Source organism: Niveispirillum sp., assembly GCF_017996735.1.
Classification (GTDB): Bacteria; Pseudomonadota; Alphaproteobacteria; order Azospirillales; family Azospirillaceae; genus Niveispirillum.
Genome location: NZ_JAGOGJ010000010.1, coordinates 77,153 through 98,367 on the forward strand (window position 1 = coordinate 77,153; position 21,215 = coordinate 98,367).

21 protein-coding genes and 1 tRNA gene are annotated in these 21,215 nt (G+C 65.5%); 8 read left to right on the top strand and 14 right to left on the bottom strand.

Annotation, left to right across the window (positions count from 1 at the left end; genetic code table 11):
• Nucleotides 1–9 precede the first annotated feature (9 nt).
• From KBA48_RS06000 to KBA48_RS06015, 4 genes are all read right to left on the bottom strand, one after another.
• Nucleotides 10–1,134 carry a GNAT family N-acetyltransferase gene (locus KBA48_RS06000; RefSeq protein WP_292904206.1) on the bottom strand — a complete coding sequence of 375 codons (1,125 nt, stop codon included), beginning with the start codon at nt 1,132–1,134 and terminating at the stop codon, nt 10–12.
• On the bottom strand, nt 1,131–1,478 hold the full coding sequence (locus tag KBA48_RS06005) for a hypothetical protein (RefSeq protein ID WP_292904208.1): 348 nt from the start codon (nt 1,476–1,478) through the stop codon (nt 1,131–1,133). The genes KBA48_RS06000 and KBA48_RS06005 overlap by 4 nt, the downstream gene beginning before the upstream one ends.
• Entirely contained in the window at nt 1,478–2,836 is a 1,359-nt protein-coding gene (ffh, locus tag KBA48_RS06010; protein ID WP_292904210.1) for a signal recognition particle protein, read from the bottom strand. The genes KBA48_RS06005 and ffh overlap by 1 nt, the downstream gene beginning before the upstream one ends.
• Nucleotides 2,837–3,078: 242 nt before the next feature.
• Nucleotides 3,079–4,599, bottom strand: coding sequence for a PAS domain-containing protein (locus KBA48_RS06015; protein ID WP_292904212.1), 1,521 nt, complete (start codon nt 4,597–4,599; stop codon nt 3,079–3,081).
• 308 nt (nt 4,600–4,907) lie between these two features.
• On the opposite strand from KBA48_RS06015, the gene KBA48_RS06020 reads away from it, so the two are divergent.
• Complete coding sequence (locus KBA48_RS06020; protein WP_292904214.1) at nt 4,908–6,287, top strand: pentapeptide repeat-containing protein; 1,380 nt, start codon at nt 4,908–4,910, stop codon at nt 6,285–6,287.
• 7 nt (nt 6,288–6,294) lie between these two features.
• Here the strand turns inward: KBA48_RS06020 and KBA48_RS06025 are convergent, their stop codons facing one another.
• The gene (locus KBA48_RS06025) at nt 6,295–6,750 is read right to left on the bottom strand and encodes a GNAT family N-acetyltransferase (protein ID WP_292904216.1); all 456 of its coding nucleotides are present in this window, start codon (nt 6,748–6,750) and stop codon (nt 6,295–6,297) included.
• A 173-nt stretch (nt 6,751–6,923) separates the two neighbouring features.
• On the opposite strand from KBA48_RS06025, the gene KBA48_RS06030 reads away from it, so the two are divergent.
• From KBA48_RS06030 to KBA48_RS06045, 4 genes are all read left to right on the top strand, one after another.
• Nucleotides 6,924–7,856, top strand: a complete 933-nt coding sequence (locus KBA48_RS06030) for a DMT family transporter (RefSeq protein ID WP_292904218.1) — start codon at nt 6,924–6,926, stop codon at nt 7,854–7,856.
• Nucleotides 7,856–8,758 carry a DMT family transporter gene (locus KBA48_RS06035; protein ID WP_292904220.1) on the top strand — a complete coding sequence of 301 codons (903 nt, stop codon included), beginning with the start codon at nt 7,856–7,858 and terminating at the stop codon, nt 8,756–8,758. Before KBA48_RS06030 ends, KBA48_RS06035 begins: the two co-directional genes overlap by 1 nt.
• 99 nt (nt 8,759–8,857) lie before the next feature.
• Nucleotides 8,858–11,065, top strand: coding sequence for a glycogen debranching protein GlgX (gene glgX / locus KBA48_RS06040; RefSeq protein ID WP_292904222.1), 2,208 nt, complete (start codon nt 8,858–8,860; stop codon nt 11,063–11,065).
• A complete protein-coding gene (locus KBA48_RS06045; protein ID WP_292904223.1) occupies nt 11,058–12,068 on the top strand; it encodes a response regulator in 1,011 nt (336 codons plus the stop codon). The genes glgX and KBA48_RS06045 overlap by 8 nt, the downstream gene beginning before the upstream one ends.
• 49 nt (nt 12,069–12,117) lie before the next feature.
• On the opposite strand, the gene KBA48_RS06050 is transcribed toward KBA48_RS06045, so the two are convergent.
• The 4 genes from KBA48_RS06050 to KBA48_RS06065 form a co-directional block, all read right to left on the bottom strand.
• Nucleotides 12,118–12,414, bottom strand: coding sequence for a lipopolysaccharide assembly LapA domain-containing protein (locus tag KBA48_RS06050; protein WP_292904224.1), 297 nt, complete (start codon nt 12,412–12,414; stop codon nt 12,118–12,120).
• A 129-nt stretch (nt 12,415–12,543) separates the two neighbouring features.
• Complete coding sequence (locus KBA48_RS06055) at nt 12,544–12,696, bottom strand: hypothetical protein (RefSeq protein WP_292904225.1); 153 nt, start codon at nt 12,694–12,696, stop codon at nt 12,544–12,546.
• A 212-nt stretch (nt 12,697–12,908) separates the two neighbouring features.
• Nucleotides 12,909–13,544, bottom strand: coding sequence for a methionine biosynthesis protein MetW (gene metW / locus KBA48_RS06060; protein ID WP_292904226.1), 636 nt, complete (start codon nt 13,542–13,544; stop codon nt 12,909–12,911).
• A 5-nt stretch (nt 13,545–13,549) separates the two neighbouring features.
• Nucleotides 13,550–14,764: a homoserine O-acetyltransferase gene (locus KBA48_RS06065; RefSeq protein ID WP_292904227.1), complete on the bottom strand. Its 1,215-nt coding sequence runs from the start codon at nt 14,762–14,764 to the stop codon at nt 13,550–13,552.
• A gap of 177 nt (nt 14,765–14,941) precedes the next feature.
• Between KBA48_RS06065 and KBA48_RS06070 the strand changes: the two genes are divergently transcribed.
• Entirely contained in the window at nt 14,942–15,808 is an 867-nt protein-coding gene (locus KBA48_RS06070; RefSeq protein WP_292904228.1) for a chorismate mutase, read from the top strand.
• A 13-nt stretch (nt 15,809–15,821) separates the two neighbouring features.
• Entirely contained in the window at nt 15,822–16,547 is a 726-nt protein-coding gene (locus KBA48_RS06075; RefSeq protein ID WP_292904229.1) for a DUF695 domain-containing protein, read from the top strand.
• Nucleotides 16,548–16,574: 27 nt separating this feature from the next.
• Here KBA48_RS06075 and KBA48_RS06080 read toward each other — a convergent pair whose 3' ends face one another.
• Nucleotides 16,575–17,360 (bottom strand): dioxygenase, encoded by a 786-nt coding sequence (locus KBA48_RS06080; RefSeq protein WP_292904230.1) that lies wholly within the window; start codon nt 17,358–17,360, stop codon nt 16,575–16,577.
• A 171-nt stretch (nt 17,361–17,531) separates the two neighbouring features.
• Nucleotides 17,532–17,607 (bottom strand) — tRNA-Ile (locus tag KBA48_RS06085).
• Between the two features lie 256 nt (nt 17,608–17,863).
• On the opposite strand from KBA48_RS06085, the gene KBA48_RS06090 reads away from it, so the two are divergent.
• Nucleotides 17,864–19,837: a HAMP domain-containing sensor histidine kinase gene (locus tag KBA48_RS06090; RefSeq protein WP_292904231.1), complete on the top strand. Its 1,974-nt coding sequence runs from the start codon at nt 17,864–17,866 to the stop codon at nt 19,835–19,837.
• A 164-nt stretch (nt 19,838–20,001) separates the two neighbouring features.
• Here KBA48_RS06090 and KBA48_RS06095 read toward each other — a convergent pair whose 3' ends face one another.
• The 3 genes from KBA48_RS06095 to KBA48_RS06105 form a co-directional block, all read right to left on the bottom strand.
• Nucleotides 20,002–20,418 (bottom strand): HRDC domain-containing protein, encoded by a 417-nt coding sequence (locus KBA48_RS06095; RefSeq protein ID WP_292904232.1) that lies wholly within the window; start codon nt 20,416–20,418, stop codon nt 20,002–20,004.
• A 191-nt stretch (nt 20,419–20,609) separates the two neighbouring features.
• A complete protein-coding gene (locus KBA48_RS06100; protein WP_102112422.1) occupies nt 20,610–20,801 on the bottom strand; it encodes a helix-turn-helix transcriptional regulator in 192 nt (63 codons plus the stop codon).
• Between the two features lie 13 nt (nt 20,802–20,814).
• Complete coding sequence (locus KBA48_RS06105) at nt 20,815–21,195, bottom strand: hypothetical protein (protein ID WP_292904239.1); 381 nt, start codon at nt 21,193–21,195, stop codon at nt 20,815–20,817.
• Between the last annotated feature and the right edge of the window lie 20 nt (nt 21,196–21,215).

Consider the following 21,215-nt stretch of genomic DNA (forward strand, 5'->3'; position numbering starts at 1 on the left):
TTTGGCGGGTCATGGTTCATCCCCGCCATTCGCTGCCGCCCATTCGGACGCCAGGATTCCGTAAAGACAATTATCCACCACCTCGCCATGCAGACGGACATAGCCCTGCCGGCGGATGCCTTCGCGCACGAAGCCATTGGCTTCCAGCACGCGGGCCGATGCGGTGTTGCGCGGATCGATCTCTGCCTCTACCCGGTTCTTCTTCAGAACCGTGAAGGCATAGCGCAGCATGGCGGCGGTGGCGGCCTTGGCCAGACCCTTGCCGCGCGCGGCGGGCGTCAGGATATAGCCCAGATTGACCTGTGCCGGCGTCTCCTTCAGCAGCAGGCCCCAGCCCAGGCAGTCCCCGCCATCGGTGGTGATGGCCCAGTGCCAGCCGGCCCGTGCGCCCGACGCCATGGACAGCATCTTGTCGCGGGTCTGCTCGACGCTGTCATGGGCCTGATGCGGCATGTAACGCATGCTGTCAGGATCGCCATAGGCGGCATGCATGGCATCGGCGTCGCTGGCCTTCAGCGGGCGCAGCACGGCCGGGCCATGGCGCAGCGTGGGCAGGGGGGACGGCGGGTTCAGCCGCCGCTTTTCCCAATCGGAGGCCAGGATGCCGAAGACGCCGGTATCCAGATAGGTGCCGCCATAGACAAAGTCCTGACGCTGCGTGCCTTCCCAGGTGAAGCCCAGGCGCAGCAGCAATCCTGCGGAACGGTGGTTGCGCGGGTCGATATTGGCGGCGACACGGTGCAGGCCCCAGGCGCCGAACGCATGGTTCAGGGCGGCGGCCACCGCTTCCTCACCATACCCCTTGCCGCGCGCGGCGGGCGACAGCACGTAACCGACCCAGCCGATACCATCGCGCACGCTGAACAGCGTGACCCAGCCCAGGCAGGCATGGCCATCGGTGGTGACGGCCCAGGTGCGGACCGTATCATCCTCGACCAGCGCCTTTTCCATCGACGCCTTCGTCTCCTCGATGGAGGTGACGGGCGGATGGGACCAGTAGCGCATGGTCTCCGCATCGCTGAGGATCGCGTGCATGGCGTCGGTATCGGCCCAGGATAGCGGGCGCAGTACCAGACGCGGCGTCAGCAGCGTGGCGTGTTCGGGGGCCGTGGGGTTGCGTACCTGAATGGTCATGCCCGGTTCTTCCGTCGGGTCAGAGACAGGAACCGGTCGCGCGGCTCCCCGGTCCAGCCATTGACCCCATGATTGGGCAGCCAGACAGCGTGGAAATAGAAGACGAAGGCAGTGGATGCCGCCAGAAAGCCCAGCGCCCAGCCGCGCCCGGCCAGCACCGACAGCGCCACGGTCAGGGCGACAAAGCCGACCAGCCCGGCCAGACGGCGCAGGGCCGGGCCATCGCGGTGGACGCCCGCAAACAGCGTGCTGTTCACCCCATGCAGCAGCGCTGCCAGCGTGGCGTCGAACCACAGGCTGTCCAGCGAGAACCGCTGCATCAGGGTTTCGGCGGTGACGGACATCAGCGCATGCCCTTCGGCATCAGCGCGCCAAGGCCCTGCCGCAGCAGGCCCTTCTGGCCCATCTTCTTCATTTTCTTCATCATTTCCGACATGTCCTGATACTGTTTGATCAGGCGGTTCACGTCGGCGACGGTCACCCCGGCACCCATGGCGATGCGGCGGCGGCGCGACGCGTTCAGGATGTCGGGCTTCTTACGCTCTTTCTTGGTCATCGACAGGATGATGGCTTCCTGGCGGTCCAGGATTTTCTCGTCGATATTGGCGTTTTTGAGCTGTTCCTTGATCTTGCCCATGCCGGGCAGCAGGTTCATCATCCCGCCCATGCCGCCCAGTTTGCGGATCTGCCGCATCTGGGACAGCATGTCCTCCAGGTCGAAGCCGCCCTTTTCCAGCTTTTTGGCCAGCTTTTCGGCTTCTTCCTTGTCGATGCTCTCGGCAGCCTTTTCCACCAGGCTGACCACGTCGCCCATGCCCAGGATGCGGCCGGCGATACGGTCGGGGTGGAACGGCTCCAGCGCGTCGGTCTTCTCACCCATGCCCATCAGCTTGATGGGCTTGCCCGTCACATGGCGCATGGACAGGGCGGCACCGCCGCGCGCATCGCCGTCGATGCGCGTCATGACGATGCCGGTGATGCCGACGCGGTCGTTAAAATTGGTGGCGACGGTGACGGCGTCCTGACCGGTCATGGCGTCGACGACCAGCAGGCTTTCCACCGGCTTGGTGGCGTCGCGGATGGCCACGACCTCTGCCATCAACTCCTCGTCGATGGCGAGACGGCCGGCGGTGTCCAGGATGACGACGTCGAACCCTTCCAGGCGGCCCACTTCCATGGCGCGCCGGGCGATCTCCACCGGCTGCTGGCCAGCGATGATGGGCAGGCTGGCCACACCCGTCTGTTCACCCAGGATGCGCAACTGTTCCTGCGCGGCCGGACGGCGGGTGTCCAGCGAGGCCAGCAGCACCTTCTTCTTGTCGCGATTCTTCAGGCGGACGGCGATCTTGGCCGAGGTGGTGGTCTTGCCCGACCCCTGCAGACCCAGCATCAGGATGGGAACCGGGGGCACGGCCTCCAGGTTCAGGTCTTCGACCTGGGAACCCAGCAGTTCCACCAGATGGTCATGAACGATTTTGATGACCATCTGGCCGGGATTGATGCCGCGCAGCACCTCAGTCCCGATGGCCTTTTCCTTGACGCCGGTGACGAAGGCCTTGACCGCGGGCAGGGCGACGTCGGCTTCCAGCAGGGCAATGCGCACTTCGCGCAATGCCGCGTTGACGTCATCCTCCGACAACGCCCCGCGCTTGCGCAGGCGGTCGAAAATATCGCCAAGCCGTCCCGTCAGTCCGTCGAACATCCGTTGCCTTCCATCCCGGCGCCTTGGACGTCCCGTTTTCGCCTTTGTGAATGGGGTATGCCCAAACGCAAAAGCGCCAGTGCGCGACACTCGCGGACCGGCGGGGCACCTCGGTGCCGAATTGTTCACCCATAATGGGTTGCGGTGCTTGATACAGGGATGGCGTGTGACGAGTCAACTGCCCCGCCAGAGATGCTGGGCTGCATCCCCGGCTTGTCCGGCCACCCCTGCATTGTTCCGGCCTAATGACCGGAGCCGCGCAATTGCTGTGTCACCTCGCGCACATTGTCCGACACTTCGCCGATGTCGCGGGCGACATGGCTGACGGAAACCGCGATTTCCCGCGTGGCGGCATCCTGCTCTGCGACGGCCGATGCGATGGTGGCGGAAATGCCCTGCACGTCGTTGATGATGGCGCCGATGCTGCGGATGGCGGTGACGGCGCGGTTTGCCTCCTGTTGCACCGAGGATATTTGCTCGGCGATCTCGTCGGTGGCGCTGGCCGTCTGTTTGGCCAGGGATTTCACCTCCGTGGCGACGACGGCGAAGCCCTTGCCCGCATCACCGGCCCGCGCCGCCTCGATCGTCGCGTTCAAGGCCAGCAAGTTGGTCTGGCTGGCAATATCGTTGATCAACTTCACCACCACGCCGATCCGGTCGCTGGCCGTGACCAGGGCTTGCACGGCCCCGTTGGTCCGGGTGGTTTCGGTCGATGCATTGGCGGCGGCGGTGGCGGCCTTGGTGGCACGTTCGCTGATTTCGGCGATGGAGGCCGCCAGTTCCTCGGTGGCGGACGCCACGGTCTGGGTATTGGCGTTGGCGCGGTTGGCGGAATTCTCCACCCGTGTGGTCAGGGTGTCGGCGATGTCCAGGATGGCGCGCCGCCGGTCCCGTTCCGCGTCCTGCTGCTTCAGTTCGGCGAGTTTCTGGGCATGGATATCAATCAGCGAGCCGCAGGCCCGTAGCGGCCGGCCCTGATGATCGCGGGCCACGCCGCCGACCGCGCGGAACCAGCGATAGCTGCCATCCTTGGTCTTCATGCGGTAGGTGACGTCATAGGGTGTGCGGCCGGTCGTATCGGCCATACAGGCGCCGAAAGCGTCGAAGGTAGGACCGCTATCCTCCGGATGCAGCCGGTCCGACCAGGAATTGACCAGATCGGGGAAATCATTCTGGTCGCGGAAGCCCGCCAGATGGCGGAACTCGTTGGACCAGCGCCACCGGCTTTGCGGATGCATGGCGTCGCCATCATGCAACACCGCGTCCCAGAGGCCGACACCGGCATGCTGGTCCAGCAGATCCATGCGCTCCAACTGGCTTTTCTCGGCATGGATATCAATCAGGGAACCGCAGGCGCGCAACGGCCGGCCCTGCGCATCGCGTGTCACGCCGCCGATGGCGCGGAACCAGCGATAGGAATTGTCCTTCATCCGCAACCTGTAGGTCACGTCATAGCCTTGGCGTCCGCTGCGATCGTTCAGACAGGCGCTGAAAGCCTCGAAGGTGGGTGTGGAATCGCTCGGGTGCAGCCTGTCGGCCCAGGACCCGACAACATTGGGGAAGCCGCGCAGATCGCCATGGTCAAAGCCGACCAGGCGGCGGAATTCATCCGACCAGTGCCAACGGCTTTGCGAATGCATCGGATCGCCGTTATGCAGAACCGCGTCCCACAGACCGACGCCCGCGAATTTCCCCAGCAGATCCATCTGCTTGGTGGCCTCGCCATCGGCATCCTGCGGCGCATTCCTGTTCTTGAATAACATCTGATCCTCCTCAATCGATTACCTGCGGCTGTATTCGACCGGCTGGTAAGTTTCCTTGGAGTATCTGATAATCCGGGGTTGGGAAATTAGCGAAAGACCATCCTTTCGTATAAATTCCATACATTCGCAACCAGGATAGATCATCGCGGTGTCGTGGACGCTGGGCCCGGTCTGAAGTCGGGGACGTCTGTCAAGTCGCGGGGGGACGGGCTTCCAAGCTTTATGGATACTGAGTAAAGTTCCTGTTGAATCCCTATTGGGCGATGCCTCACATTCAGAGGCCCGGTTTTGGTGGAGGCGCGGGGAAGATGGCAGAAACGATCGGGCGGGGGCCGGACCGGTCGAAGATCACGGTCGCGGAGCTGCAGACCATCCATAGCCGCCATCAGGCCTTTGTCCGCCGTCAGGCGGGCGGCGCGCGTGCCAACCTGAAGCTGCGCGATCTGTCGCACATGGACCTGTCGCGCTTTGACCTGTCGGATGCCGACCTGTCGGGGGCCAAGCTGTTCGGCACAAGGCTGGAAGGCGCCAATCTGGCCGGCGCCACGCTCTATGCCGCCGACCTGCGTCTGGCCAATATGGAAGGGGCGGACCTGCGCAAGGCCGACCTGCGCGGCGCCTGTCTGCGCGGGGCCGTCCTGACCGAGGCGATCCTGTCCGACAGTGATCTGCGCGACGGCACCATCATGCATGTGCGCAAGAATGGCGACATCGCCGCGCATGAGTTCGAGACGGTGTCGGTGAATACCGAATTGTCGGTCGCGACCATCCGCGCCGCCGATCTGTCGCGGGCCAAGATCTCCAACGCGTTCGTCATGCAGACCGACCTGACGGACGCGATCCTGCGCGGGACCAAGTTTGTCCGTGCCAACCTGTCCAATTCCAACCTGACGGGGTGCGACCTGACCGGGGCCGACCTGCGGGAAGCCAACCTGTCGGGAGCGAAACTGTCGGGGGCCAACCTGACGGGAGCGGAACTGAACGCGACCCGTTTCCTGGGCGCCGACCTGATCGGCGTCATCATGGATGACATCACCCGCCGTGCCGCCGACCTGGACGGGGCCATCCTGTCGCGGGAACTGTCCACCGACGGCCGTTCGCTGGAACAGATCCTGGCCGATCACCGTATCTGGGTGGACAGCCAGGGGCGCGACGGGATGCGCGCCGACCTGTCGGGTGTGGATCTGTCGGGCCGTGACCTGTCAGGACAGACCCTGTCGGCCGCGCTGATGCACCGGACCATGCTGCGCGGGGCCGACCTGTCGGGTGCCACCCTGGCCATGGCCGACCTGTCGCTGGCCGATCTGCGCGGCGTGGATTTGACGGCGGCCGACCTGCGCGGGGCCAGCCTGGAACGCGCGACCTGTTCGGGCGCCATCCTGGTGCGCGCCGATCTGGGACCGGTACAGATCCAGAGCAATGCCGCCCGGCTCTGGCCCGCCAACCTGTGCCGCGCCCGGTTCGACCGCGCCGATCTGGGCAGCGCCAACCTGCGCAAGGCCAAGGCGGTGCAGGCCTTCTTCGCCGGCGCCAACCTGACCCGTGTCGATCTGGGCGGGGCGGACCTGATCAGCGCCGACCTGACGGGCGCCATCTGCACCGAACTGGCGCTGGATGGGGCCAATATCACCGATATCCGCTGCGCCGGCGCGAAGGACCTACGCCTGCCGGAGCTGGAGGATCTGTGATCCCGGCTCAGGTCCACAGATCGTAATCGTAGCGCACGAAGCCCTTACAACTGGCCACCCGGTCATAGAGCGCGCGGGCGGTGCCGTTATCTTCGTGCGTCAGCCAGTAGAGCCGGACGGCGCCGGCCTTCCGCGCCGCATCGGCCACCGCCTCGATCAAGGTGCGCCCGGCGCCCAGGCCGCGCGCCGCGTCATCCACATACAGATCCTGCAGGTAACAGACGGGGGCGTCGGCCCAGGCCGTGGCGTGGAACATGAAATGGGTGATGCCCAGCAGCCGGCCATCGGCCCCGCGCGCTACGAAACCCCGGATTGTACCGTCGGGCCGCAGCAATTCCGCCCAGTTGCGGCGGAACAGCGCCTCGTCCCGGCTGGTGCCGTAGAAGGCAAGATAGGCCGTCCACAGGCGCTGCCACTCCTCGAAATCGCCCTGCTGGGGAAGGGTGATGGTGATGCCGCTCATCGCATACCGCCATTGCTGTCCGGGAAACTGTCCGTTCTTCTCTCAAAACGCGGGTCTTTCCAATCTCCATGGGGCGATAGCAGGGGCGACATGCGTGGGACGGGGCTGTTCCCGCACGATGGCTGCCCGTACCATTCCCCACAGCCCGTTTCCCCGATACCGATATCATAACAATGACCACCGTCACCGCCCGTCCCCAGGCCCGGCAGGGAGAAGAGAATTTCCCGCTTGGCATTGCGCTCGCCTTTGTGGCCTTCGCGCTCTATAGCGGGATGGATGTCACCATCAAGCTGCTGACCAAAAGCTATTCCGTGCCGCAGATCATTGCGCTGAACAGCCTGTTCGCGCTGGGCCCCATCCTGGCCTATGCCGCCATCTTCGGCGGGTTGTACAATAATCTGCGCACGCGCCGGCCGGTCTATCATGTCATCCGCGCCACCTGCGGCCTGTTCAGCAGTTTTTTTGCCTTCTGGGCCTATTCGCGCATGCCGATCGCCGATGCCTATGCGCTGGCCTTCACGGCGCCGCTGTTCATCACGGCCCTGGCGGTACCGATCCTGAAGGAACCGGTGGGCTGGCGCCGCTGGTCGGCCATCGGTGTGGGCTTTATCGGCGTGCTGGTCATGCTGCGGCCCGGCAGCGGTCTGATCAATCTGGGCTCGCTGGCCGTGCTGGCGGGCGCGCTGTTCTATTCGGTGGGCATGCTGGTGACGCGTCTGGCCCGCAATACCGAAACCAGCGTGTCCTTTGCCTTCTATGCGACATTGGCCAGCGGCACGGTGTTCGGGGCCATGACGCCCTGGCTGGGGCGCATGCCGACGCTGCATGATCTGGGCCTGTCGGCGCTGGGCGGCACCCTGTGCGGCGTGGCCTTCGTCTGTCTGCTGACCGCATTCCGCAAGGTGCCGGCGGCCGTGGCAGCGCCCTTCCAATATACACAGATCATCTGGGGCGTGCTGTTCGGCTATCTGGTCTTCGGCGATGTGCCTGACCGGACCCTGTTCATCGGTTTGGCCATCGTGATTTCCAGCGGCCTCTACATCCTCTATCGCGAGACCGTGCTGGGCCGTCAGGTGACGGCCCCCGCCAAGCGGGAATGCACCTGATGGAAGGACGGTCGCTGGCCGGCATCGGCTTCTTTGTGCTGGCCACGCTGCTGTTCGGCATCATGGATACGCTGATCAAGTATCTGTCGGCCGATTACGGCACCTGGCAGATCATGTTTTTCCGGGCCGCCTTCTCGCTTCTGCCCATTGGCATCCTGATCGCGCGCACCGGCGGGCTGATCAGCCTGCGCACAAAAAGCGTGACCGCCCATGCCGCGCGTTCCCTGATGGGCGTGGCGGCCGCCTATGGTTTCTTCTATTCGTTCGGGGTCATGCCGCTGGCCGATGTCTATGCCATCGGATTCGCGGCGCCCTTGTTCATGACGGCCCTGTCGGTGCCGGTGCTGAAGGAAAAGGTGGGCTGGCGGCGCTGGCTGGCGGTGCTGGTCGGCTTCGGCGGCGTCATGGTGATGATGCGGCCGGGACAGGGCGTGTTCAGCCTGCTGGCGCTGATCCCGCTGGGCGCTGCCTTCTTCTATGCCCTGTCCATGCTGTTCGTCCGCGCCCTGAGCCGGACGGAAAGCAACGGGGCCATCACCTTCTATTTTGTCACCACCCTGGGTCTGGTCAGCGGCGTCTGCATGATCCCCGGCTTCCGGATACCGGATGCGGAGGGGCTGCTGCTGCTGGCCCTGGTCGGGATCGTGGGCGGGGTGGCGCAGATCGTCTTCACCCAGGCCTTCCGTCTGGCCGCCCCGTCACTGCTGGCGCCGTTCGAATATGTGGCCATGATCTGGGCCGCCGGATTCGGCTATCTGTTCTTCGCCGAAGTGCCCGATACTGCCATCTGGACCGGTTGCGCCATCGTGGCGGCATCGGGCCTGTACATCATTCACCGTGAAACCGTGCTGCACCGGCGGGCGGCGATGGCAACCGGTGCCGACGGAGAAACAATTCGTTAACAGATCGGGTCTGGCCTGTGCGCAACCTCTTGGCGCAGGCCATGCAGATTTGGCATGCTGTGATCCTGTCGATCCGGCAAGGAAGGTACCCCAGATCCCATGCGATCCACCGGCGCCGCGCGCACCATCGTCTGGCCGGGCCGCCCCGATCCTCTGGGGGCGACCTGGGACGGTCTGGGTGTCAATTTCGCCCTGTTCTCCGCGCATGCGGAAAAGGTCGAGCTTTGCCTGTTTGACAGCGATGGCAGCCGGGAGATCGAACGCATCACCCTGCCGGAATGCACCGACGATGTCTGGCATGCCTATCTGCCGGAAGCGCGGCCGGGCCTGCTCTATGGCTATCGTGTCCATGGGCCTTACGATCCGTCGCGCGGGCATCGCTTCAATGCCAACAAGCTGCTGCTGGACCCTTACGCAAAGGCGCTGGAAGGGCCGATGCGCTGGTCGGATGCGCATTTCGGCTATCGCATGGGGGCGGCACGCGAAGACCTGTCCATTGACCGTCGCGACAATGCGCGCGGCATGCCGAAATGCCGGGTGATCGACCCCGCCTTCACCTGGGGCCTGGAACGCCGTCCGCGCGTGCCCTGGACCGACACGATCATCTATGAGGCGCATGTGCGCGGCCAGACGCTGCGCCATCCCGACATTGCGCCCGGCCTGCGCGGCACCTTCACGGGCCTGGCCAGTCAGCCGATGATCGACCATCTGAAGGCGCTGGGCGTTACGGCGGTGGAATTGCTGCCTGTCCATGGCTTCACCGACGACCGGCATCTGGTGGAACGCTCGCTGCATAATTACTGGGGTTATGCCAGCATCTGCTTCTTTGCGCCCGAACCCCGCTATATGACGGGGCGGTCGACGCGGGAATTCAAGAACATGGTCGCCCGCCTGCATGATGCGGGGATCGAGGTGATCCTGGACGTGGTCTATAACCACACGGGCGAGGGCAACCATCTGGGACCCACGCTCTCCTTCCGCGGCATCGACAATGCCAGCTATTATCTGCTGCATCCGCACGACAAACGCTTCTACCAGGATCATACCGGTACCGGAAATACCCTCAACCTGGCTCACCCGCGCGTGTTGCAGATGGTGATGGACAGCCTGCGCCACTGGGTGGTCGACATGCATGTCGACGGGTTCCGTTTCGATCTGGCAACGACCCTGGCTCGCGAGGCGCATGGCTATGACAGCGGGGCGGGTTTCCTGGATGCCGTGCGTCAGGACCCGGTGCTGGCGGGGGTGAAGCTGATCGCGGAGCCCTGGGATATCGGTCCCGGCGGCTATCGCGTGGGACAGTTCCCGTCGGGCTGGAGCGAATGGAACGACCGGTACCGGGACACGGTCCGCCGTTTCTGGCGCGGGGATGAGGGCATGCTGCCGGAACTGGCGGCGCGCCTGACCGGGTCGGCCGACATTTTCGACAATGCCCGCCGCCGCCCCTGGTCCAGCGTCAATTTTGTCACCAGCCATGACGGTTTCACCCTGGCCGATCTCGTCTCCTACAACGCCAAGCACAATGAGGCGAACCAGGAGGGCAACCGTGACGGCCATGATGCCAATTTCTCCAACAATCACGGGGTCGAGGGGCCGACAGACGATCCGGTGATCAAGGCCGTCCGCCACCGGCAGGCCCGCAACATGCTGGCCACACTGCTGCTGTCGCAGGGCACGCCCATGCTGACGGCGGGTGACGAGTTGCTGCGCAGCCAGCAGGGCAACAACAACGCCTATTGCCAGGATAACGAGGTGAGCTGGATCGACTGGCCCGGCGTGGGGCAGGATGAACGGGCGATGACCCGCTTCGTGGCCCGCCTGACGGGCCTGCGGCGTACCCATCCCGTGCTGCGCCGGGGCCGCTTCCTGCACGGGCGGGAAGTGTCGCCGGACGGGCTGAAGGACATCACCTGGATCAACCCGCAAGGGGTGGAAAAGGCCGCGGAGCAGTGGCGCGACGGGCAGGCCCGTTGCCTGGGCCTGCTGTTGAACGGCCGGGCGGGGCCGCATCTGGCGGTCGACGGCACCCCCTCGCTGGATGGGGTGCTGCTTTTGATCGTCAATGCGGGGGAGGCGGCGGCCGATTTCATCCTGCCCGCCCTGCCGGGGGGCGAAGGGTGGCGCTGCCTGCTGGATACCGGCGATGAGGAGGGGCGGCCCACGGCGCTGCCCGGCGTCTGGCTTACGGCCACGGGCAGGCCCGTCTCCTTGCCCGGCCGCACATGCTGGCTATATGAACTGGTTGAAACGCAGGGGGGCGTGAGCATCCCGACGTCTTCCGGCCTGGGAGGGCCGGCCCATGCCTGACTATGATTTCCGTTCGCTGGCCGTGGTCGTCGTTGATCGCGAGGTCAACACCCGGCGCCTCCTGCGCGGCATCCTGGCGCGCCTGGGCGTTGAGAAGATCCTGGATCTGGCCGGCACCGCCGACGTGGCCACCGCCATGATCGCCATCCAGCCCGACCTGCTGTTCATCGATGCCGATGCGCCGGACCCGGAGGGGCTGAAATTTGTGCAGGGCCTTCGCCATGCGCAGGCGCCGCACAACCCCTTCATCGGCGTCATCGCCACCACATGGCAACCCACGCAGCCCTTGCTGATGCGGTTCAACGCCACCGGCGCCGATGACATCATGGTCAAGCCGTTCAGCGCCAAACAGGTGCAGGACCGGCTGATCAACCTGATCGAAGCGCGCAAGAACTTCGTCGTCACCGCCGATTATATCGGCCCCGACCGCCGCCGGCAGCCGCGCGAAGGCATCCAGATTCCGCTGTTCGAGGTGCCGAACACCCTGCGCCTGAAGGCATCGGGCCAGTTCGACCGCAACCGGGCGGCCGAGGCCATCGCCGATTCCATGGAAGCCATCAATGTCCAGAAGATCGTGCGCGCGGGTTTCCAGGTGGCGTTCCTGATCGATTTCGCCTGTCCCGGCCTGATGGTGGGGGCCGATCGCATGGCGGCTGACCATCTGGTCCGCGCCGGCGTGGCGCTGGAGGATCTGATGCGCCGGCTGCGGCCGGATAACGACCTGCGCGGGCAGGCGGAATCCTATGCGGCCACCATCCGGGCCACGCTGGACCTGTTCAAATCCGCCCCCGGCCGGCCGCTGATCGGGGTGCAACCCCTGCGCGCGGCCGCCATCGGGTTGGCCGCGCTGACTTCCCGCCGTGTCGATTTGACATTGGTGGAGAATGAGGTGCGCGGCGCCGTCACGGCCTATCGCAACCGTCTGGCCCAGATCGCCCAGGCCAAGGCGGGGCAGCAGCAGAGCGCGGACAAGGACGGCGATACGGAAAAACAGGCGGGTTGAAACAGGCGCGACGGAGAAGCCCCCACCTCTGTGGCGGGGGAGGGGGACCTCAGGGCGTATCCACCGGCTTAGGCGCCCGGGCGGCGTCCAGTTCCTTCTGCAACCGGTCGGCGCGGGCCTGATGCTGACGTGCGGCGCGGCGGTGGCTGTGGTGGCCCAGCCAGACGGTCAACCCCCCGGCGAAGAACCCGACCACCAGCGTGACCAGCACCAGGGCGAAGGCCGGCACCTCCACCGATCCGACCAGGGGCCAGAGCGCCAGTTGCACCGGCGTCAGGTTCGACACGGCGAACGAGATGGCCAGCGCCGTCAATGGCAGGGTGATGATCCAGGACAGATAGCGCACGGGTCGACCCCCTCGGTAGCGTCAGACAGAAAAACGGCCCCGGGCAATGCCAGGGGCCGTACAGGTTAGCAGAAAACTTACGGAACAGGGCAACCCGGGGCGTGGCGGCACGGAGATACCGCCCACCCCTCACATCATCGCGGCCCCAACCAACAGGGCGAGCGACAATCCCATCAGGGCCGTGGACACATATTCCAGTCGCTCCAGGCGCTGGCGCGCGCGGCGCAGGTTGCCGGCCATGTCGGCGCAGGACTCGGCATAGACGCGTCGGGGTTGGAGCATGTCTTTCGGCCTCCCATCCAATCAGCACCGCCGGTTTGGCGGGGCCAGGGTCAAAGGGGGCGGTTCGGCAACAAGAGGGCGGGGAATGCGCTGGGGGGCTGTACTGTCACCCGCTTGCCGCCGAACCGTCACAAAAGACTGCACCCAAAGGCGGTAGGGGGCAAGGGGAAAAGTACGTTTATAACCTTATGTATGGTCTATACGAAATTTCCTTAACCGCGCTGCAGCAGAAAGACGGACTGAACGCCCAGCCAGTTGGCGCGGAAACTGTCGGCGGGGGCCGGAACGGGCCGGTCATCGGCACCCAAAATCAGGCTGCGTTCGATGGTGACCCCCATGTCGCGGCACAGATCCACCATGTCGGCGATGGTGCAGAAATGGATATTGGGGGTTTCATACCATTCATGGCCCAGCCGGTCGGTTACCGGCATGCGCCCGCGGAACACAAGGTCGGCCCGCACGCGCCAATAGCCGAAATTCGGCACCGACACGATGGCATGCCGGCCGATCCGCACCAGATGGTCCAGCACCGTGCGCGGGTTGCGCGTGGCCTGGAGTGTCTGCGACAGGATCACATAATCGAACCCGTCGCTGGGATAATCCTTCAGGTCGGTGTCGGCATCGCCCTGGATCACGGCCAGGCCGCGCGCCACCGATGCCCGCACCCCGTCCATGGACAGTTCGATGCCGCGCCCGTCCACCTGCTTGCGATGCACCAGGGCGTGCAACAACTCACCGTCGCCGCAGCCGACATCCAGCACGCGGGAACCGGGTTCCACCCAGTCGACAATGCTTTCCAGATCGCTGCGGATGGTGCCGACGGGCGGCAGCAGGGAGGTCACGGCCATGTCTGTCACCCAACCTTGGCGGCGATGCCGCGCCGTGCCGCATTGCCTTCGATAAAGCCTCTCGCCACCTGATAGAATTCCGGCACATCCAGCAGGAAGGAGTCGTGGCCCTTGTCCGTCTCCACCTCGACGAAGCTGACATTGGCGGCAACGGCGTTCAGGGCGTGGACCACGGCCCGGCTTTCGCCGGTGGGGAACAGCCAGTCGCTGGAAAAGCTGATGACGCAGAACTTCACGGGCGTGCCGGTCAGCCGCCCGTCTGGCCCCTTGACGCGGAACGCGTTGGCCAGCACCCCGCCATGGTCCACCGCCAGGTCGAAATAATCCATGGCGCGCGTGATATAGAGATAGGAATTGGCGTCGAACCGCTCGACGAAGCTGATCCCCTGATAGCGCAGATAGCTTTCGACCTGGAAATCGGCGTCGAAACCGAAGGTGATGGATTTGCGGTCCTGCAGGTTGCGTCCGAATTTCCGGTGCAGGGCGGGTTCGGACAGATAGGTGATGTGCGCGGCCATGCGCGCCACCGACAGGCCCTTGGTGGGCCGCGTGCCCTGGTTCAGATAGTCGCCCATACGCCAGTCGGGATCGGCCATGATGGCCTGCCGCCCCACCTCGTGGAAGGCGATGTTCTGCGCGCTGTGCCGGGCGGCGGTGGCGATGGGCAGGCAGCAATAGACCTTGTCGGGATAGCTGACGGCCCATTGCAGCACCTGCATCCCGCCCATCGACCCGCCGATGACACAGAACAACTGGTCGATGCCCAGATGGTCGATCAGCGCCTTCTGCGCGCGCACCATGTCGGCGATGGTGATCACGGGAAAATTCAGCGCCCAGGGGGCGCCGGTCTGGGCGTCGATCTCCTTCGGTCCCTCGCTGCCCATGCAGCCGCCGATGACGTTGGAGCAGATGACGAAGAACCGGTCCGTATCCACGGGCCTGCCGGGACCCACCATCAGGTCCCACCAGCCGGGCTTGCCCGTCACGGGGTGGCGTTCGGCCACATACTGGTCGCCCGTCAGCGCATGGCAGACCAGCACGGCGTTCGACCGGTCGGCATTCAGGGTTCCATAGGTGCGATAGGCCAGCCGGAAACCGGTCAAGGCGCCACCGCCATCCAGTTCCAGCGGCTGGTCGGTTCCCAGGCGCACGGTTCCGGCCGGGTCCGAAACGGCGGCTTGGCTTGGGTCCTGGCTTGTCGCGTCGAAGGCAACGGTCATGGTTGCTGGCGGTCCCGTCCGGTCGTGCGACCCGGTATGGCGGGCCCCCAGGGGCCCTGCCGGGCTGGGGCACAACAGCTATGAAGGGGGGCGTCGGGTGTCAATGTTTTCTTTGATTTCGGGAGGGCATCCCGCCTAATACTATCCGCCTCCCGAAGGACCAAAGCCCGGCCCTGCATGTCCACCAAACCCACCCTGGATGAATTGCGCCGCCAGATCGATCTGATCGATGCGGAGATCCACACGCTGCTGATGCGCCGCGCGCAGGTGGTGGAGGTGGTGGCCAAGGTCAAACCGCCCGGCCGCCCCCATATCCGCCCCGGCCGCGAGGCGGAGATCGTGCGCAATCTGGTGGAACGGCACAGCGGCGCCTTTCCCGTGGATGCCCTTGTGCGCATCTGGCGGGAGATGATCGCCGCCCTGACCCGGATCCAGGGTCCCCTGGGCGTTGCCGTGGTCTGCCCGAACGATGTGCAAAGCCCGCTCTGGGACAATGCCCGCGACCATTTCGGCTCCACCACGCCCACCTTCGCCGTGAACACGCCCATGGCCGCCCTGCGCGCCGTGTCGGAAGGGACGGCGACGCTGGCCGTCGTGCCCTGGCCGGAGGAGGATGACAATGATCCGTGGTGGCGGTTCATCCTGTCGCCCGATCCCAAGACCCCGCGCATCATCGCGCGCCTGCCCTTCCTGCGTGTGGAAGGACAGTCCGTGGGCCGCGAAGGCGGTGACGCCCTGGTCCTGGCCGCCGTGCCGATGGAAGCCACGGGCGACGACCGCACGCTTCTGGCCGTGGAAGTGACCCAGGATGTCAGCCGCGGCCGGCTGAAGGATGTGCTGGAAGGCGCCGGATTCGCCACCTTGCAGTTGCGCACCCACCATCTGCCCGGTGGCGGCGGGGCCGTGCATCTGGTGGAGGTCGAAGGTTTCGTGCCGCTTGACGACCCCCGGCTGGCCGCCGCCCGTCAGCGACTGGGCGACAGCGCCGGCAGCGTGCTGCCCATCGGCGCCTATGCCACACCGGTGGTGCTGCCGAAGGGGTGATGGGAGGGGGGCGATGACGGATCGTTGGGACTTTTACCATCTCCGCGTCGATGACAATCCCGCCTTCATCATGCTTGACATGGGCATCGCCGCCGACGCGCCGATGCCGGATTACGCTATCATGGCCTATGTCAATGTCGCCATGCGCCAGCCCCGTGCCGACGGGCTTTCCAGCAACGAAGAATTCGCAGCGCTGAAATCCATAGAAGATGTCCTGTCGAATGCCGCCACGGCGGCTGGAGGGACTTTCTATGTGGGGCGTTGTACCACGGACGGCTATCGCGGTTTCTATTTTTATATCGCAGATGAATCCGCATTCGAGGCGTGGGCGGATAGGGCCATGCGGACTTTTCCGGATTATGACTACACGACCGGATGCCGCCCCGACCCGCAATGGGGCGTCTATTTTGATTTCCTCTATCCCAGCGCCCACGACCGGCAGCGAATGGCCAATCGTGACCTTCGGGAGCAGTTGGAAAGTCATGGCGACCACATGGATCAGCCGCGCATGGTCGACCATTTCGCCTATTTCCCGGACGCCGCTGCCCGCATTCGTTTTGCGTTGGCCGTGACGGCTCTCGGTTTCCGGGTCACCGGGCAGGAAGATGACGAGGCATTCCCCCTGCTTTTCCAGCGTCGCGACCGTCCGGACAACATGGACGATGTGTCCATCGAACTGATGGAGCTGGCCCAGGCACAGGGCGGGGATTATGACGGCTGGGGTTGCCCGGTGGTTTGAACAGCGGCGTCCCGCCCCATGATCCCCTCAATCAAACGCAAACGCATCCATGGCCAGGATGGCGCGGTCGGTGCTGCTGTGCAGCAGCCGGGCCGGCCGTTCCGGCGTGCCGGCGCCCAGGGCCGTGTAGAGTGGCCAGAGATGTTCCGGGGTGGGGTGGTTGCGCCGTGCCTCCGGCGCCAGCCGGTCCCAGGCCAGAAGGTCCGTCTGGCGGCCTTCCAGCAGCGCCTGGCGCATCCAGTCGGCAAAGGCGGTCACCCAGGTGGGTGACGGGGCCGTGGGGTCCTGGCCGCGGAATTCCATCAGATTGTGGCTGAAGCTGCCCGAGCCCAGCACCAGCACCCCTTGATCGCGCAAGGGGCGCAGGGCCGCGCCCACGGACACGTGGTGGGCGGCGTCGCGGTACGGCTGTACCGATAACTGGGTGATGGGGATGTCGGCCGCCGGCCAGGCCAGGGTCAGGGGCGTCCAGGCGCCATGGTCCAGACCGCGCGTGGTGCTGTAGGCCACCTCCAGCCCTGCCTGGGCCAGAAGCGCGCCCGCCTGCTGCGCCAGGGCCGGGGCGCCGGGGGCGGGGTATTGCATGGCGAACAGGGCGGGCGGGAAGCCCCGGAAGTCGTGGATGGTCTGCGGCCGCTCCGCCAGCGACAGGGCGGGCACTGGCGTCTCCCAATGGGCGGAGACGGCCAGGATGGCCCGGGGACGCTGCACCAGCCCCGCCAGCCCCTTCAGGAAGCGATGGGCGGGTGCCTCCGGTTCCAGCGCCAGCATGGGCGAACCGTGGGAAATGAACAGGGCGGGCATAGGGGCCATGGCGGCTGCCGATCATGCGGTTGCGACGAACAGGTGCAGCAGATAGGCACGCATCGCCCTGAAGGAAAGCCCGCCTCCTGTCGCAGGGGCGGCTGTGATGCCGGTCCAGGGTGAGCCAGAAATGCGAAAGGCCGGCGTTTCCGCCGGCCTTTTCACAGGATCGAGAAGGGATGGTGGGCGCGGGTGGAATCGAACCACCGACCTCTCGCTTATCAGGCGAGTGCTCTAACCCCTGAGCTACGCGCCCTTCTCGTGGAGCGCGGTGATAGAGAGCTGCGGGCCGGGTGTCAAGCGCTTTCGTTCGAAAAAAATCATCCCGCACCCAGGACACCGGACAGGCGGGAGCGGCCGGCGGGATTCCGGAAGCCCGTCCGGGGTGCCGCGTTGCCCGGTCCGGAACTTGGTGATAACACTGTCCCAAAGGTGGGGTGCGGGGGCGCAAGGCCCTTGCGGGGCAAGCGTTTCAGGTGGCCTCGGCATCATTCTGGACAAAGGCGGGGCAGGTGGCTTTGAAGCGGTGGCGGACGGTCGTGGCGGAGGCGGCGCATGCGGACCGCGTGCTTGTCCTTGCCCTGCTGGCCGGCGTCGCGCTCGGGTGTGTGCTGCTCTGGTCGCATGCCAGTGAGCGTATCCGGGCGTTCGAAACGGCGATGGCGGGTTCCGTCCGTGCGCGCGCCGGGGCGCTGGATATGCAGATGCGCGTCGCCATCGGCCATCTGGAGGCGCTGCGCCAGCGGGCGGAGTTCTTCTATGCTGAATTCCCGGCCCCCGACGATGTTCCCAACAGCAGCCTGCTGACGGCCTTCCTGGCCAGCAATCCGCGCGGCAGCCACCAACAGGGCTACTCGCTGGACCGGCTGCCCCCACCCTATCTGGTGGACCAGATCGGCAATGTCGTGGCCCTGCCCCTGGATGCCATCGACCGGGACCCGCTATTGTCGCGTCCCGACCAGGCGGGATGGCGGCAGGAAGCGGCCATGGCCGTGCAATTGCTGCCCCTGATGGCCGTCACGCAGAAGGTGGTGCCGGAGGCGCGCCGCCTGATCTATGCATCGCTGTCGGGCATGATGGTGATCCATCCCTGGGTCGAAAGCCGGGAAGCCGATCTTCTGCCCCAGGTCGGGTCGCTGCCCGCCTTCGTGAATGCGGCGCCGGCCGCCAACCCGGACGGGACGCCCGTTTGGACGCTGGGCGGGCCGGTGGGCGGTTCACCTGACAGCGCGGTGCTGGCCCTGCCCCTGACCCTTCAGGGCCGCTATGCCGGTGCTCTGGCCGTGGATATGCCCATCGCCGGGCTGCGCGAGGCGCTGGGCGCCGTCACGCGCGTTGATTCCCTGTTGCTGCTGGTCGATGAAAAGGGTGGGGTGATCACCGGCAGCGGCCGCCGCCCCGACCAGCCCTTGCCGCGCGATGTGTCGGCGCTGTTCACGGGCGACCGCGTGGTCGATGGCACGCTGAGCCATGGTGTCTTCGACAATCACGTCGTCATCGTGCCGCTGAAACATGCGCCCTGGCGCGTGGTCTATATCGCGCCGGCCGGTGCCTCGCTGCTGCCCATCCTGACCGACATGCTGATCTCCGTCGCGGGCTTCCTGGCGGCGTTGCTGGTGGTGGTGTTCGTCGCGCGGAGGCTGATGCTGCGGGCCCTGGCCGTGCGCGACACGGCGGCCCTGGCAGAGCGCGAGGCCCGCGACGCCGCCGAACGGGCGCTGACCGACCTGCGCGCCGCCCATGATGAGCTGGATTTCCTGAACCGGGAGAAGACGCGCTTCTTCTCCCTGATCTCGCACGACCTGCGCGGCCCCTTCAATTCCATGCTGGGCATGACCCAGGAACTGGCCGACCATGCGCCGAAGATGAAGCCGGAGGAAGTGGCGGATTTTGCCCGTACCGTGCATGAGATGGCGCGCAAGGTTTTCGAACTGCTGGAAAATCTGCTGCAATGGTCGCGGGTGCAGATGTCGGGCACGCCCTTCGCGCCCACCATCTTCCCCATGCGCGAGGTTGTGGGGGATGCCATCCGCGACGTGGCATCCGCTGCCCAGGGCAAGGAGATCACCATCCTGGACGCGGCCGGCGACCGCTGGGTCCTGGCTGACCGCACCATGATCCTGGCTGTGCTGCGCAATCTGTTGATGAATGCGGTGAAGTTCAGCCACCAGGGCGGCGTGGTGCATGTCACCAGCCGGGCCTTGGGGGACCGGCTGGAGGTGGCGGTCACCGACAAGGGCGTGGGCATGGAGCCAACGCAACTGGCCCTGGCCCTGCGCGGCGGTCCGAAGGCCAGCCGGCCGGGCACCCAGGGGGAAACGGGCACGGGTCTGGGCCTGACCCTGGTGCGCGACCTGATCCTGCGCCATGGCGGGGAACTGAAACTGGAAAGCACGCCGGGCCGGGGCACCATCGCCAGCTTCACCGTGCCCCTGTCGCACGATCCGGCGGAAACCCGGCGCCTCATGTCCCGCGCGGCGGATTGAGGCGCCAACATCCGCTGGCTGGCGTCACGCGGCACGGACCCGCGCGCAGGTGGGCTGCGCCGTACCAACGGTCACTGTTGTTGACCGTTGGTGTGGTGCCGGCAGGGGACGCCACCGCGCCCCTTGGCGCGGATATCATCGGTCAGGAATTTTGACCGAATTTATTAACCCGTCAGTTCTTCCATGGTCTGGCGGACCACGGCGACGATGGCCGCCCCGTGCTTGTGGGTGCTCTCCCCAAGGCTGGAGGCGATGACGGACAATTCGATCTCCGTCGTGGGCGCGAACCGTGCCACTTCCGCCAGCAACTGGTTGCTCAACACCTCGTCGCGACCGATCCCCTGGGACCGGGCCACGTCGACGCGCCAACTGTTGAGTGCCGCCTGGATGGCCGATTCGATCTGCGCCTGTTCTTCACGGCGGCGCAGGTCACGGTAATGAACCAGGACACGCCAGCCGCCATCGGCAAACGCCGTGTCGATCCGCTCCACCTCCACGGTGCGCAGGAAATTGGCGATGCGCTGTTCATCCTCCTCGGCGGCGGCATCCCGTATGGAGAAGGTACGAAGCTCAAGATTCATGGTGGTCATCCGCCGCTATTGACCCTGTTTCCGCCCTGACATCTGACCAGAGCCCTGTCGATGCCACTATAACCCGCTGAGACGGGACAGACATCTTTCTTCCGTATGGGTTTTTTCCGCTTGACCGGTTGGAAACCGAATATTCACACAATGCCGACAGCCGGCAGATACATAGCTGCCGGCTGTCATGTTCAGTCTTCCTGGAAAATCGCCTCGATCGGCTGTTCGAACAGCCTGGCGATGGCGAAGGCGAGCGGCAGGCTGGGGTCGTAGCGACCATTCTCCAGCGCGTTCACCGTCTGGCGGGAGACCGACAGTTTGTCGGCCAGATCGCCCTGTGACCAGCCGCGTTCGGCGCGCAGGTCCTTTAACCGGTTTTTCATCGCGTGCCCTCCGTCAACCGTAACGGCGGCAGGCCAGGACATAGCCCAGCACCCAAGTCGCATTCATCAGCGGCAGCACCACAAACATCGACAGTTTCGGCCAGCCCTGCCCTTCCAGGAAACCGTAGGAAAAGGTGATCAGCGCCGTCATGGCAAAGCCGAAGGCCAGTCCTTCGAACTGCATGCGGCGCTGCATCTCATCCAGGCGGCGGATATGGCGCATGATCACCCAGACCGTGGCCACTCCCCCCGCCATGGGCAGCAACGCCACCGGAACGGACAGCGCGTCCGGCACCCATCCCCATTGCGCAGCCTTGTTCACCCCCACCAGCAGCAGGCCATAGGCCGTGATGCTGGCCAGAAGCTCGATCACATAACGCCGCGAATTCCCCATGATGTCCTCCGTCCTTCGGG

Bases quoted from the DNA above. Each gene is read 5' to 3' on its own strand.
- KBA48_RS06100 (WP_102112422.1), bottom strand. From the start codon at position 20,801: ATGAAAAACCGGTTAAAGGACCTGCGCGCCGAACGCGGCTGGTCACAG.
- KBA48_RS06065 (WP_292904227.1), bottom strand. From the start codon at position 14,764: ATGACCGTTGCCTTCGACGCGACAAGCCAGGACCCAAGCCAAGCCGCC.
- KBA48_RS06025 (WP_292904216.1), bottom strand. From the start codon at position 6,750: ATGAGCGGCATCACCATCACCCTTCCCCAGCAGGGCGATTTCGAGGAG.
- KBA48_RS06070 (WP_292904228.1), top strand. From the start codon at position 14,942: ATGTCCACCAAACCCACCCTGGATGAATTGCGCCGCCAGATCGATCTG.
- KBA48_RS06105 (WP_292904239.1), bottom strand. From the start codon at position 21,195: ATGGGGAATTCGCGGCGTTATGTGATCGAGCTTCTGGCCAGCATCACG.
- metW (WP_292904226.1), bottom strand. From the start codon at position 13,544: ATGGCCGTGACCTCCCTGCTGCCGCCCGTCGGCACCATCCGCAGCGAT.
- KBA48_RS06000 (WP_292904206.1), bottom strand. From the start codon at position 1,134: ATGACCATTCAGGTACGCAACCCCACGGCCCCCGAACACGCCACGCTG.
- KBA48_RS06075 (WP_292904229.1), top strand. From the start codon at position 15,822: ATGACGGATCGTTGGGACTTTTACCATCTCCGCGTCGATGACAATCCC.
- KBA48_RS06095 (WP_292904232.1), bottom strand. From the start codon at position 20,418: ATGAATCTTGAGCTTCGTACCTTCTCCATACGGGATGCCGCCGCCGAG.
- KBA48_RS06035 (WP_292904220.1), top strand. From the start codon at position 7,856: ATGGAAGGACGGTCGCTGGCCGGCATCGGCTTCTTTGTGCTGGCCACG.
- glgX (WP_292904222.1), top strand. From the start codon at position 8,858: ATGCGATCCACCGGCGCCGCGCGCACCATCGTCTGGCCGGGCCGCCCC.
- KBA48_RS06055 (WP_292904225.1), bottom strand. From the start codon at position 12,696: ATGCTCCAACCCCGACGCGTCTATGCCGAGTCCTGCGCCGACATGGCC.
- KBA48_RS06030 (WP_292904218.1), top strand. From the start codon at position 6,924: ATGACCACCGTCACCGCCCGTCCCCAGGCCCGGCAGGGAGAAGAGAAT.
- KBA48_RS06080 (WP_292904230.1), bottom strand. From the start codon at position 17,360: ATGGCCCCTATGCCCGCCCTGTTCATTTCCCACGGTTCGCCCATGCTG.
- KBA48_RS06005 (WP_292904208.1), bottom strand. From the start codon at position 1,478: ATGTCCGTCACCGCCGAAACCCTGATGCAGCGGTTCTCGCTGGACAGC.
- KBA48_RS06020 (WP_292904214.1), top strand. From the start codon at position 4,908: ATGGCAGAAACGATCGGGCGGGGGCCGGACCGGTCGAAGATCACGGTC.
- KBA48_RS06045 (WP_292904223.1), top strand. From the start codon at position 11,058: ATGCCTGACTATGATTTCCGTTCGCTGGCCGTGGTCGTCGTTGATCGC.
- KBA48_RS06015 (WP_292904212.1), bottom strand. From the start codon at position 4,599: ATGTTATTCAAGAACAGGAATGCGCCGCAGGATGCCGATGGCGAGGCC.
- ffh (WP_292904210.1), bottom strand. From the start codon at position 2,836: ATGTTCGACGGACTGACGGGACGGCTTGGCGATATTTTCGACCGCCTG.